Source organism: Dyella sp. (assembly GCF_036568765.1).
GTDB lineage: Bacteria > Pseudomonadota > Gammaproteobacteria > Xanthomonadales > Rhodanobacteraceae > GSA-30.
In genome coordinates, this window is record NZ_DATCRY010000152.1 from 1 (window position 1) to 12,850 (window position 12,850).

Genomic DNA, 12,850 nt, shown 5'->3' on the forward strand with positions numbered 1-12,850 from the left:
CACCGGCGACAGCTCCCGCTTTGAGCGTAAAGCCATCCATCAGCGCGGCATCGAGCTCGTTCTTGCCGTCATGCGTAAAAACCGAGCCCTTGCCGGCATTGAAATTCGGGTCGTCTTCCAGCACGACGATCGCCGCGGTTACCGCGTCGATCGCCGGTTTACCGTCCTTGAGCTGGGCATAGCCTGCCTGCAATGCCTGGTTCAGCGCCGCCCGTATGGCCTTTCCCCTGGCCGGGTTCATATCGCGCTTGATCACCCCCGCACCGCCATGAATCACCAGCACCGGTGTGGCGGCATGGCTCAGGCCGGTCATGGCACAGGCGACCATGGCGGCAAACAGGTACTGCCTCATCGAACGACGTCTCCCTAGCAACGTGTCCGAAGTATAACTAGCCGCGGACCCATGCTCAGCCGTACGGCCTACTCGAGCGCGCGGGCATTCAGAAGCGACGAAAATGACGCTCCGGTTTCAGCAACCTGTGCTGGGCAGGGCTCGTAGCGTAAGCGTATGCTCGCCCACCGGCACGCCCGCCGAGGGTCCTAACCGCGATCCGACCATGATCGTGCCCTCCTGGCCTTCCGAAACCCGAATACGCGGTTGCGTCGTTCCATTCAGCGTGCCGCCGGAGATATCGGCTCGCACCTCCAGTTGTCCCTTGTCGGTGGGCACCACGCCCACGAGCGCACGCCAGGGCGCGAGATTGGGCGTACTGTCCTCGATAAGTTCATAGCGCTGTCCAACCGCCAGACAAGTGGCAGCATGCACCTTCGCGGGCTGACCGTTCACAGCGACTTCAAGCTTCAGGCTATAGCGCTGATCGCGTGGCGAGGCGATGCCGGCGATGCTCGTGCCAGCGTAGACAGCGGCACTGGCAAGCAACGCGGCCAACGCGATTGTCGATATGCCACTAAGGCGCTTGACGGTATAGATCTGCGAACTGTGCAACATGGCAATACGCTCCGTAAGAGGATGACGAGGCGACCATGCACAACCCATCGGGAGCACCGTTGCTACCGCCTGTGTCTTGAGCATGGCCAGGGCATAACGTCGGCGCTGGCCGGCATGCTCACGGATAACCGCCGCGTCGCATGCCAGTTCCTGGTCGTGGCGCCACGCCGGCAACGCCCACCAGAGCAAGGGGTGAAACCAGAAGAGGCAGGCGCATACCTGTGCTACCGCGCACCACCAGCCATCGCGGCGACGGATATGCATGGCTTCGTGCGCAAGAATCAGTACGCGTTCGCTTTCGTCGTAACGCTTCTCGAAATCCCTGGGCAGCACGATGAAGGGACGCCATGCGCCTACCATGGCAGGTCCTGTCGCATCGTCCCGCGCAAGCCACACCGGCCATGCCAGCGATGCACCTGAAAATGGTCGCGCCGTCCGTAACGCAAGCTGGAAACGGCGCTGCCTCGCTATAGCCAGACTTGCCGAAAGCACAACGCCGAGCATCCACACCGACATCAGACCGACGATCAAAAGCCGATCCGAAGATGCACCCGGCATCTCGGCGATGGCATCGCCTGCGACCACCGTCAGCACCATCGGCGGCAACGGCTGTGACCGCATATGTATCGGATGAGGTAGCAGGCTGACCAAAACGGCAAGCAGCGGCAACACCCAAAGCAGATATGCGCTGCCGGCACCGAAGCGGCGACGTACAGGACGGCGCAGACAGGCCACCGTCAGTAGACCGAACGAAAAACTCAGGGTGGTCAACCACAACAATGACAGGGCGGCTTCAAGGCTGCTCATCGTCCAGGTCCTCCAGCAGCTTCTTCAGCTCGGCAACGTCCTTGCGACTCAGCTTGTGTTGCTCGGAAAAGAGCGTCACTAGCGGCGCAACCCGGCCGTCGAACAGGCGGTCGAGCAATCCCTTGCTCTCTTGCGATACGTACTGCTCGCGAGTGAGCTTAGGGCTATACAAGTACCTGCGACCGGCACGCTCGGCTCGCACCGCCTTCTTTTTCAGCAAGCGATTGAGCAACGACTTGACCGTGCCCTCTTGCCAGCCCTGTCGCGGGCCGACCTCGGCCAGAATTTCCTCGCCGGTGCGCGGCGCCTGCCGCCACAGCACCTCCATCACCACAGATTCGGCTTCGCTGATCGACATGAATCACCGTTTACAAGTGTAAGCGAGATGAACAATTACACACGTAAACGCAGACGTCAATAGCCCACCCGCGCCATGACCTGTACCTTCGTACAACGCGGGCCAGGCTCGATCCGTCGTATCCTAGGAGGCTGACTCTCCCCGGTTAGAAGGCATCGCAATGGATAAAGTTTTTACGAGCGCGAAGCAGGCCCTGGACGGATTGTTGTCCGACGGCATGACCATCGCTGCCGGAGGCTTCGGCCTCTGCGGCATTCCGGAAAACCTCATTGGCGCCCTGCTCGAGGCAGGCACCAAGGGTTTGACCATCGTGGGCAATAATGCCGGCGTGGACGACTTCGGCATGGGTCCGCTGCTCAAGACGCGTCAGGTCAAGCGCGTGTACGCCTCGTATGTGGGCGAGAACAAGGAATTCGAGCGTCAGGTGCTGGCAGGCGAACTGGAGCTGCACCTGGTGCCGCAAGGAACCCTGGCCGAAAAACTGCGCGCCGGCGGCGCGGGCATTCCGGGCTTCTACACCCGTACCGCTTTCGGCACCAAGCTGGCCGAGGGCAAGGAAACCAAGCGCTTCGGCGACAAGGAATACGTGCTGGAAGAAGCGATCCACGCCGATGTCTCCATCGTCAAGGCATGGAAGGGCGACAAGCTCGGCAATCTCGTCTTCCGCAAGACCGCGCGCAATTTCAACCCAATGATCGCCACCTGCGGCAAAATCTGCGTGGCCGAGGTCGAGGAGCTGGTGGAAGTGGGCGAGTTGGGCCCGGACGAAATCCACGTGCCCGGTATCTATGTCGACCGCATCATCCAGGGCCCCGCGTACGAAAAGCGCATCGAGTTCCGTACCGTCGCCGGTGCCAATACCGGCAAGGAAAGCCCGATCCGCGTCGCCATGGCGCAGCGTGCCGCCAAGGAGTTGCGCGACGGGTTCTATGTCAACCTCGGTATCGGCATCCCGACCCTGGTCGCCAACTACATTCCCGAGCATATCGATGTCACCCTGCAATCGGAAAACGGCCTGCTGGGCATCGGCCCGTTCCCGGACGATGCAAGCGTCGATCCGGACCTGATCAATGCCGGCAAACAGACCATCACCAGCCTGCCGGGCTCGAGCTATTTCTCCAGTGCCGAATCGTTCGCGATGATCCGCGGCGGCCACATCGACCTGTCGATCCTAGGCGGCCTGGAAGTGTCCTGCACGGGCGACCTGGCCAACTGGATGGTGCCGGGCAAGATGGTCAAGGGCCCCGGTGGTGCGATGGATCTGGTCAGCGGCGTCAAGCGCGTGGTGGTGCTTATGGAACACACCGCCAAAGACGGCTCGCCCAAGATCAAGAACCAGTGCGACCTGCCGCTTACCGGCAAGGAAGTGGTCGATCTGATCATCACCGACCTGTGCGTGTTCGCAGTGGAAAAGGGCAAGGGCCTGACACTGATCGAACTGCAGGAAGGCGTGACGGTCGAGGACGTCAAGGCGAAGACCGGCTGCGAATTCAAGGTCGATCTGAAAGCGTAAACGATCAGCGCCAGCGCTCCCTCCCCTGTTCACAGGGCAGGTTTGGAGAGGAGTGGGCTCTTGGCCCGCTACCTCCTATGAACCAAAGAGCGCATGGCCTTCCTCATGGATCTACGCCCTCCCGGCTTCCCCCTGCACGCAGTGGTAGGGGTGTAAGAGTCATTCGATGGCCGGCAACGGCTGCGGGAATGTGACCCGTGCAATATGCTGCGTACCGTCGCGCGTCTGGAGATCCAGTTCCCATTCGAAGCGCTCGCTGATCCGCCGGGCGATCGCCAATTCGAAACCATGTCGATCGACCGCATGGACCTTGTCGGCCGGCGAACGGCTCAAGACCGATACGGCGCCGGGCAATACCGTGACCACGATCGTGCCCTGCTCCGCCTGCTGACAAGCATTGCGGATCAACTGCCAGCACAGCACCGAAAATACCTGCGGCGAACCGTGCAAGGCGAAACGTGCCGGCTCATCCAATTGCAATTGGATAGGGCGTCCCTGCAGAAGATCGCGCGCATCGTCCAGTTCGCGCCGAATCACTTCGTTCACCACGAAGTCTTCCATGCTCAAGCCGTTATCCGACTCACGCGCCAGAATGAGCAGCGCTTCCACCAGTGCGCTCATTTCGCGGCTGGCGCGCTTGATGCGCTGCACGGAACGCTGACCGAATTCGCCGATCGAAGACTCGTCGGCCAACATATCGGCCGACATCTTGATCACAGTCAGTGGACTGCGCAGCTCGTGGCTTGCATCGCGCGTGAACTCGCGCTCGCGCTGGTTGTAGCTGGCGATGCGCGCAGCAAACTGGCTCATGCCCCGCGCCAGCTCGCGTGTATCCGAAGTGGATCGGCGTGGCATCCGCTCCTGTGCCCAGATCTCCAGATCCGGCTTGCGTTCGTCCCAGCCGCGCAAGGCGCCCACCAGATGATTCACCGACGACCATTCGCGCCGCGCCGCCAACCACCCCAGTACGCAAATGATCGCCATAAGCACAAGCACGGCCACCAAGGGGGCCATGTTATAGGCCCCCATCAGCGACACGATAATCAGCGCCACCAGCTGTAACCCGAATATCAGCGCGATACGCCGATAATAAGTTCCACCTTGCGAACCCACTGACGATTGCGGACTACCCCTGGTCTCCATAATTAGCCACCGGCAGAATGCCAATTACATGGCCGAGGCCACCTCCGACTCCAGGTCCGCCAGACGATAGCCGGCCGAGTGGATGGTGTGCAGCAGGGGCCGTTCGAACGGTTTATCGATGACCCGGCGCAGGTTGTACAGGTGCGAACGCAACGTATCGGAATCGGGCAGCGTATCGCCCCAGATCTCGCGTTCGATATCGCGGCGGCTGACTACACGCGGCGATTCGCGCATCAGGATCGCCAGCAGCTTCAAGCCGATCGGCGACACCGTCAGTTCCTGGCCTCCTCGGGTCAGACGCAGGGTCGCCGTATCCAGGGTCATGTCGCCCACGGTCAGCACCTCGGTGGACACTTGGCGGCGGTCGCGCCGGATCAACGCGCGCAAGCGCGCCTCAAGCTCGCGCACCTCGAACGGCTTGACCAGATAGTCGTCCGCTCCCGCCTCCAGGCCCACCAGCTTGTCTTCGAGCGTGTCGCGGGCGGTCAGCATCAGCACGGGGGTAGATTTTTTGGCGTCCTTGCGCAGCTTGCGGCACACGTCCAGTCCGTCCATGCCAGGCAGCATCAAGTCCAGTACGACCACGTCGTAGCTGTTGGATACCGCCAGGTGGAGTCCGCTGACCCCGTCAGCGGCATAGTCGACCGAGTACCCACGGCGTTCGAGGAATTCGCCGACCATCTCGGCGATCTGCCGGTTATCTTCCACCAACAGCACCAAACCTGCTTGTTCGTCACGTGAACTCATCTTCAGCCTCCCGCCAGCGATTCGGAATTTCACAAAGGTGAACAGCTAACGATCCGGCCGGTGATAGGTGCGTGAATTCCCTCGCGGGCGATTCAGACACGGTTTCATAGCCATTTAGTCGAGCAACGGATGCAGGCCCTTCCAGACCGTCTCCAGTACCTTGGGCTCGCCCGCAGCCACCGGATGCAGGCCGTCGTCCTGCATGAGCGATGGATCGAGCGCTACCCCGTCGAGCAGGAACGGCACCAAGCCGGTGCGCTTCTGCTTCGATAATTCGGCATAAACAGCCCGCAAACCGTCTCGATACTGCGGACCGTAGTTGACCGGCAACTCGATGCCCAGCAGCAACACCTTGGCCTTGGCGGCGGTGGCCTGATCGATCATCGCTGTCAGGTTGTCGCGCAACGCATCCAGCGGCAGGCCACGCAGTCCGTCGTTGGCGCCCAGCTCCAGCACGACTACCGCCGGCTTGTAGCGGGCGAGCAGTGCCGGCAGGCGATTGCGGCCGCTCAATGAGGTTTCCCCGCTGATGCTGGCATTGACCACGGACCAAGTCGGCTCCATGTTCGACAGACGGTCGCCCAGCAAATGTACCCAACCGGCTTCTACGGGGATGTTGTGCGCCGCGGAGAGGGAATCTCCCAGCACCAGCACGGTCTTAGGCGTGGCCGCCTGGGCGGCGCCGGCCACTAACGACAGCAGCAACACACAAAGGAAACGAAGCATGAGCGGTACATCCCGTGTTCTTCTCGATGCCCGCGATGTTAGCAAGTCGGTCCGCGGACCCGAGGGTCAACTGGACATCCTCCTCGGCGTCAGCTTGCAGGTACATTCAGGAGAAAGCTTCGCCATCGTCGGCGCGTCCGGCTCAGGCAAGACCACCCTGCTCGGCTTGCTGGCCGGCCTGGATACGCCCACCAGCGGCGGAATCGCGCTCGATGGCCACGCGCTGGAGAAACTCGACGAAGAAAAGCGCGCCGACTTGCGGCGGCGCCTGGTCGGCTTCGTGTTCCAGTCGTTTCATCTTCTGCCGGCCCTGACCGCCGAGGAAAACGTCATGCTGCCGCTCGAACTGGAAGGTAGCGACGCGGCCCGCGTACGAGCGCGCGAAGCGCTGGAGGCGGTCGGCCTCGGGCAACGCCGCCGACACTATCCAGCTCAGTTGTCCGGCGGCGAACAACAGCGTGTGGCGATCGCGCGCGCTTTCGTCCATGGACCGCGCCTGCTGTTCGCCGACGAGCCCACCGGCAACCTGGACCAGCGCACCGGCCACCATATCAGCGACCTTTTGTTCGCGCTCAACCAGGATCGCCACACCACCCTGGTGCTGGTGACTCACGATCAGAAGCTTGCCGCGCGTTGTGCGCGGCATGTGGAGCTGGATAACGGGCGGTTGGTGGCCCCGCTGACGACCGCGAAGGTAGCGCTATGAGGCGCTTCGGAAAGAAGGCGCTGGGTCCCGGCGTTCGCCGGGACGACAGGATGCCGCCATGCTCGTCGTCCCGGCGAATGCCAGGACCCAGTGCCTTTAACCATGGAGCAGGCGCATGAAACTCTTCGCCCTCGCTCTACGCGGCCTGCGCCGTGAATGGCATTTGCCAGAACTGCGCACCCTTGCAGCCTCGCTGGTGCTCGCGGTAGTGGCCCTCGGTGTCGTCGCTACGCTGACCGCGCGCATCGAGCGTGGCATGCTCGCCAGCGCCGCCGAGCTGATCGGTGGCGATCTCGGCGTCACCGGTCCGCAACCGGTGCCGGACAACTACGCCGAAGAAGCCGCGCGGCTTGGCCTTACCACCAGCCGCGGGGCCAGTTTTCCCAGTGTCGCTTTCGCCAACGGCCATAGCCAGTTGCTCGATGTCCAGGCCAGCGATACCGCTTATCCCTTGCGCGGCACGCTCGAAACCGTCGATGCACAGGGCCGCCATCGCACCGATGCACACGCGCCCGGCGCGGGCCTGGTTTATCTCGATCATCGCGCCCTTGTCGCACTGGGCCTGAAGGTTGGCGATACCCTGCAAGTTGGCGGCCGTGACCTGCGCATCGCCGCCGAACTGCTGCGCCAGCCCGACGGTGGCGAGCTGTTTGCGCTGGCGCCGCGCGCCATCATGAGTCTGGACGACGCCCGGCAAGCGGGCCTGCTCGGTGTCGGTAGCCGCGCCCGCCATCGCCTGTTGATCGCGGGCGATCCCGACCCGGTGCGCCGTTGGCGCGCCTATGCCCAGGACAGCAAGCTGCCGCAAGGCGCCGAGCTGATGACGCCGGAACAGACGCAAGAACGCATGCGCAGCGCTTTCGATCGCGCCGGATCGTTCCTGCGCCTGACTGCCCTGCTCTCGGCCTTGCTGGCCGGTGTCGCCATTGCACTGGCCGCGCAGCGTTATGCGCGACGCAAGACGCACGAAGTAGCCTTGCTGCGCGCGATCGGCACGCCGCGCCGGCGGGTGCTTGGCCTGCTGATCGGCACGCTGGCTGCGCTGGCCTTGCCGGCTGCGGCCCTGGGTGTCGTGCTGGCGCTTGCGCTGGCACAAGGCGCCTGGGCCTTCGCCAGCCAACTGTTCAGCGCCGTGCCGACCGAGTTGCCGCTCGGCCCCGCCTTTGCCGCCGCTGCGATGGGTATCGCGGTATTGGCCGGCTTCGCCTTGCCGCCGCTGGCCCGGCTGGCCGAGGTACCGCCGGTCGCGGTCTTTCGCGAAAGCGTGGCGCGCCGCGTGCGCCGATTCGATGCGCTTTACCTGGTGCCGGCGCTGGTCGCGCTGGTACTGATCTGGAGTCAGAGCGGCTCGGCGAAACTGGCCGCGATCCTTGCCGTCAGTCTGCTCGGTGTTGCCGCAATCGCCGCCTTGCTGGCCGCGCTGCTGCTGTGGGTTGCTCGTCGCGTGGCGCCGGGCGCGCACCCTGCACTGCGTCTAGGCCTGGCCGCACTGGCGCGCCGCCGCGGCATGAGCCTGATCCAGGCCACGGCGCTAAGCCTCGGGCTGGTCGCCCTGCTGTTGCTGGCTATCGTCGCACCTGCCCTGCTGGAAGGCTGGCGGCGGGAATTGCCGGCCGATACGCCGAACTGGTTCGTGCTTAATCTGCAGGACGACCAGCGAGACAACTTCGAACACAGCCTTGCCGCACTCGGCGGCCAGAAGCTCAACATGCTGCCGCTAGCCGTGGGCAAGCTGACCGCGATCAATGGCGCGCCGATCGACCAGTTGCATTTCAAGGACGAGCGCGCCAAGGAATGGGCCGACCGTCAATTGCGATTGTCGTGGTCCGGCGAACTACCACCGAGCAACCAGGTCGTTGCCGGCCAATGGGCAGGCACCCATCCGTCGCATGCGGAAGTATCGATCGATACGAGCTGGCGCGACATGTTCCAGCTGAAGGTCGGCGACACCATGAGCTTCAACATCGGCGAAGGCGATATCGATGCCAGAGTGAGCAGCATCCGACAGGTCGATTGGAGCTCGTTCCGGGTGAACTTCTTCCTGCTGCTCGACCCCGCACACGCCGAACAGTTGCCGCACACCTGGATCGCCAGCTTCTACCTGCCTCGGGGCCACGCCGAACAATTGGCTACGCTTTCGCGCGATTACAGCAATCTGAGCATGATCGATGTCGATTCCTTGCTCGATCGTGTGCGCGAGATCGTCGATCGCGTCGGCAATGCCGTACGCTGGGTGCTCGGCTTCAGCCTGCTCGCCGGCGCTTTGGTGCTGGCGGCGGCGCTTGCGGCCAGCGCGGCCGAGCGACGGCATGAAGCCGCCCTGCTGCGCACACTCGGGGCACGTCGTGCGCAATTGCGCGCAGCGGCGGCATGCGAGTTTGCGTTGCTTGGGTTGGTTGCCGGCTTGACAGCCGCACTCGGCGCGATCGGCACCGGGATGTGGCTGGGGCATGCGGTGTTCCATATCGATGGCTTCGTGCCGCCGTTATGGCCGCTGTTCGTCGCCGCTCTCATCGCCGCTCTGGTGGTGATGTTGTTGGGACTGGCCGGCACGCGCAAGGTCACGCGGACGTCGCCTATGCGGCTGCTACGCGAAGGGTAAATAACCTCAGTCACCGACCGTCGTCCCGGCGAATCGCGCGGAAGGGGAAACTCGCGCCGGGACGATAGCAGGGAGGGGGGAACGACCCACATACCGGCTATGCTTCCGCGCATGAACCGATCCGTCCTGCTCCAGCGCCTCAAGCACGAATGGCTATTGTTGCTCTTCGCCGCCCTCGCTTTCGTATTGGCGATTCTCGATCCACACCCATTGCGCGACCACCAGCGCTGGTTGCGCCTGCCCACGCTCGCAGGCCTGTTCGGTCTGATGCTGGCAATTCAGGGCATCCGCGATAGCGGCTGGGTGCAGCGCATCGCCGGGGCGCTGGTCGAGCGAGCGCATTCGGTGCGCACCCTGGGGCTGCTGCTCGTATCGATGACTGCTGTGCTCTCGATGGTGCTGACCAACGATGTCAGCCTGTTTCTGCTGGTGCCGCTCACGGTAGCCATCGGTGACATGTCGAACTTGCCGGTACTGCGCATGGTGATCCTGGAGGCTCTGGCGGTGAATGCCGGCTCCACGCTCAGCCCCATCGGCAATCCGCAGAATCTCCTGATCTGGCAGTACGAGCACCTGCCTTTCCTGAGTTTCATGCGCACCATGCTGCCGACCGCAGGCATCATGTTTGCGATGGTGGCCGTGCTGACTTGGTGCTGGCTGCCGCGCGGACGTATCGAACTGCATACACAGGCCGAATCGCAACCGACAAGCATGCTGCTGGGACTGTTGTCGTTGGTCGCGCTATCGATGATGGTGATGCTGATGGAACACGGTCAGCCCTTGCTCGGTGCCGGTCTGGTGATCGTGCCGTTCCTGTTCGAATACCGCACTTTTGCTCGACTGGACTGGCTGCTGCTGGCAACCTTCGCGGCGATTTTCCTGAGCCTTGGCCATCTGGCCGAGCTGCCGATAGTGCAGGCGGGAATGAATACGCTGGATCTGGAGCAGCCGCTCAATCTCTACGTCGGTGGCATCGTTGCCTCACAGTTGATCAGCAATGTTCCGGCTACGGTGCTGCTATTGAATCGTGCACCCGATGCGATGGCCTTGGCGGTAGCGGCCAACGTGGGCGGTTTCGGTATCGCCATTGGCTCGCTGGCGAACCTGATTGCACTGCGCTTAGCAAAACAGCCCCACGCGCTGGGACTGTTTCATAAAGTCTCGGTACCTTTTTTGCTGGTGTGCGCACCGCTGGTGTATGTCGCCTGGATAGCGATGCATTGAGGGATTGCTGCAAAAGAGCCCCCCTTACCCCAACCCTCTTTCCCCCGGCGAAGCCAGGGGAGAGGGAGCACACTGAGGCGAACCTCAGCACATCGCAATTGCGCGGATAGCTCCCTCTGCCCTGCCTTCGCCCGAGGGTTGGGGTGAGGGGGTAACCCGTCACGCAAACCGAGCGTCACTCATCGTCGTCATCGTGCGGCACATTGACCTTGCCGCTGATATCCGACTTGTGCACGTCACCGCTGCCCTTGGCGCCCACAGTCAAATCGCCGCGCACATTGCGCACCGTCAGATCGCCCGAGCCCAATGTATCGGCACGCACGCTACCGCCCACGCCAATGAACGTGGCATCGCCCGAACCGATGCTACCGACCTTCACATCGCCCTTGATGTCGTGGAACTTAGCATCCCCCGAACCCACCGAACCCAGTTCGATCCGGCCGATGTTGCGGCCGTCGATATCGCCGGAACCTACGCTGGCGATCAAGGTATCGCCGATATCGGTCAGGTGCAGATCGCCCGAACCGACGCGGCCTTCCACGCGCATGATATTGCTTACCCAGCCATCGCCGGAGCCGACATTGATCACGATCGGCAGCTTGGACGGCAACTGCACGCTTATATCCAGCGAGGCCTGGTAGCTGCCGAACGTCCAACCGAACGATTCGCCACCGAGCTTCACGATCAGGCGATCGCCTTCACGACGCTGGGTCACGACCAGCTTTTCCAGCAGTTTCTGGTCCGATGCACAGGCTCGGCCTGTCACCTCGCCTGCGGCGCTATCGCTACCGGTGATATGCAGGTCATAGCTGCCGTTGTCGAACTGCACCTGGGTGACGCCAGTCAGGTCCAGCTTCATATTGCGGGGCGCTTGGTACTTGCATTCCTCGTGCGCAAAGGCAGTCAGTGGCACAAGTAGCAGGGTGGCGAGAATCAGACGACGCATGGATCGCTCCTTTTTGAATGGCTCGCACTCTCTGATGCGGCCGGCGGCAAAAAGGTTGCGTTGTCACCCGGGCAGGGTCAACCGCCAAACGGCATGGCTACCCTACTCGGCTCGTTTGACGCGCTGCCACAAAGCTTCCTGCGCGGCCAGATCGTGCTCGGAAAGCGCTTTGCCGTCGTTTCGCGCCAGCTGCTCCATATGGCGGAAGCGCCGCTCGAACTTGGCATTGGCGTGACGCAACGCCTGGGAAAAATCCACCCCGGCATGGCGCGCCAGGTTGGTCACGACGAATAGCACATCGCCGATCTCGTCCTGCAGCCGTTCACGGTCGGCGCCTGCGGCGAATTCCGCGCGCACTTCCTCCAGCTCTTCGCTCAGCTTGTCCAGCACCGGACCGGCATCGGGCCAGTCAAAACCGACCTTGGCCGCGCGCTGCTGCAATTTGGTCGCACGCTTCCACTCCGGCAAGCCACGTGAGACACCCGCCAGCGCGCTATCGTCATCGGCACCCTCGCCACGGGCCAGGCGCTCGGCGCGCTTGATCGCCTCCCAGGCTTCCGTCTGAGCTTCCAGATCGTCGTAGCTGACGTCGCCGAAGACATGCGGATGCCGCCTGAGCATCTTGTCGCTGATTGCATGCGCTACGTCGTTGAAATCGAACAAGCCGGCCTCTTTGGCCATCTGCGCATGAAACACCACCTGCAGAAGCAGGTCGCCAAGCTCATCGCGCAGATCCTGCCAATCCTTGCGATCGATCGCATCGGCCACTTCGTAGGCTTCTTCGATGGTGTACGGCGCGATGCTCGCGAAATCCTGTTTGAGATCCCAGGGACAACCGCGTTCGGGGTCACGCAGCCGGGTCATGATGTCGAGCAGGTCGTTCAAGCTGTGACGCGACATAAAAGAGCCCTTAGCGAAAACCCATCTAGTTGTTGTGGGAGCGACTTCAGTCGCGACAATCGTGCCTCACTGCAAGTCCATGTGGCGACTGAAGGGAGCCTCTAAAAACTTGCTTTCTGTGGGAGCGACTTTAGTCGCGACAATCGTGCCTCACCGCAAGTCCTTGTCGCGACTGAAGTCGCTCCCACAACGATAGGATCCGTTTTCGCTGTGTCCAAGTCATTGACAG

12 protein-coding genes are annotated in these 12,850 nt (G+C 62.6%); 4 read left to right on the forward strand and 8 right to left on the reverse strand.

The genetic code is table 11. The features are described 5' to 3' along the window. The 3 genes from VIM98_RS10745 to VIM98_RS10755 form a co-directional block, all read right to left on the reverse strand. Nucleotides 1-352 (reverse strand): isoaspartyl peptidase/L-asparaginase (locus VIM98_RS10745; RefSeq protein WP_331993101.1); only part of this gene is annotated, 352 nt, incomplete at its 3' end. A 117-nt stretch (nucleotides 353-469) separates the two neighbouring features. After that, nucleotides 470-1,756, reverse strand: coding sequence for a M56 family metallopeptidase (locus VIM98_RS10750; RefSeq protein ID WP_331993102.1), 1,287 nt, complete (start codon nucleotides 1,754-1,756; stop codon nucleotides 470-472). Further along, nucleotides 1,743-2,114: a BlaI/MecI/CopY family transcriptional regulator gene (locus VIM98_RS10755; RefSeq protein WP_331993103.1), complete on the reverse strand. Its 372-nt coding sequence runs from the start codon at nucleotides 2,112-2,114 to the stop codon at nucleotides 1,743-1,745. Before VIM98_RS10755 ends, VIM98_RS10750 begins: the two co-directional genes overlap by 14 nt. Nucleotides 2,115-2,274: 160 nt before the next feature. Here VIM98_RS10755 and VIM98_RS10760 point away from each other — a divergent pair, with 160 nt between their 5' ends. Further along, nucleotides 2,275-3,627 (forward strand): 3-oxoacid CoA-transferase, encoded by a 1,353-nt coding sequence (locus VIM98_RS10760; RefSeq protein WP_331993104.1) that lies wholly within the window; start codon nucleotides 2,275-2,277, stop codon nucleotides 3,625-3,627. A gap of 159 nt (nucleotides 3,628-3,786) precedes the next feature. Here VIM98_RS10760 and VIM98_RS10765 read toward each other — a convergent pair whose 3' ends face one another. From VIM98_RS10765 to VIM98_RS10775, 3 genes are all read right to left on the reverse strand, one after another. After that, on the reverse strand, nucleotides 3,787-4,770 hold the full coding sequence (locus tag VIM98_RS10765) for a HAMP domain-containing sensor histidine kinase (protein WP_331993105.1): 984 nt from the start codon (nucleotides 4,768-4,770) through the stop codon (nucleotides 3,787-3,789). A gap of 24 nt (nucleotides 4,771-4,794) precedes the next feature. Next, complete coding sequence (locus VIM98_RS10770; protein ID WP_281852256.1) at nucleotides 4,795-5,517, reverse strand: response regulator transcription factor; 723 nt, start codon at nucleotides 5,515-5,517, stop codon at nucleotides 4,795-4,797. 114 nt (nucleotides 5,518-5,631) lie between these two features. Beyond that, complete coding sequence (locus VIM98_RS10775; RefSeq protein ID WP_331993106.1) at nucleotides 5,632-6,243, reverse strand: arylesterase; 612 nt, start codon at nucleotides 6,241-6,243, stop codon at nucleotides 5,632-5,634. Here VIM98_RS10775 and VIM98_RS10780 point away from each other — a divergent pair. The 3 genes from VIM98_RS10780 to VIM98_RS10790 all read left to right on the forward strand — a co-directional run bounded on the left by VIM98_RS10780 (nucleotide 6,242) and on the right by VIM98_RS10790 (nucleotide 10,775). Beyond that, the gene (locus VIM98_RS10780; protein WP_331993107.1) at nucleotides 6,242-6,949 is read left to right on the forward strand and encodes an ABC transporter ATP-binding protein; all 708 of its coding nucleotides are present in this window, start codon (nucleotides 6,242-6,244) and stop codon (nucleotides 6,947-6,949) included. The genes VIM98_RS10775 and VIM98_RS10780 overlap by 2 nt on opposite strands. Nucleotides 6,950-7,064: 115 nt before the next feature. Beyond that, nucleotides 7,065-9,551: an ABC transporter permease gene (locus tag VIM98_RS10785; RefSeq protein ID WP_331993108.1), complete on the forward strand. Its 2,487-nt coding sequence runs from the start codon at nucleotides 7,065-7,067 to the stop codon at nucleotides 9,549-9,551. Nucleotides 9,552-9,662: 111 nt separating this feature from the next. Then, a complete protein-coding gene (locus tag VIM98_RS10790; RefSeq protein WP_331993109.1) occupies nucleotides 9,663-10,775 on the forward strand; it encodes an SLC13 family permease in 1,113 nt (370 codons plus the stop codon). 175 nt (nucleotides 10,776-10,950) lie between these two features. On the opposite strand, the gene VIM98_RS10795 is transcribed toward VIM98_RS10790, so the two are convergent. Further along, entirely contained in the window at nucleotides 10,951-11,721 is a 771-nt protein-coding gene (locus VIM98_RS10795; protein ID WP_331993110.1) for a DUF4097 family beta strand repeat-containing protein, read from the reverse strand. 102 nt (nucleotides 11,722-11,823) lie between these two features. Further along, nucleotides 11,824-12,621 carry a nucleoside triphosphate pyrophosphohydrolase gene (gene mazG / locus VIM98_RS10800; RefSeq protein WP_331993111.1) on the reverse strand — a complete coding sequence of 266 codons (798 nt, stop codon included), beginning with the start codon at nucleotides 12,619-12,621 and terminating at the stop codon, nucleotides 11,824-11,826. Nucleotides 12,622-12,850 lie beyond the last annotated feature (229 nt).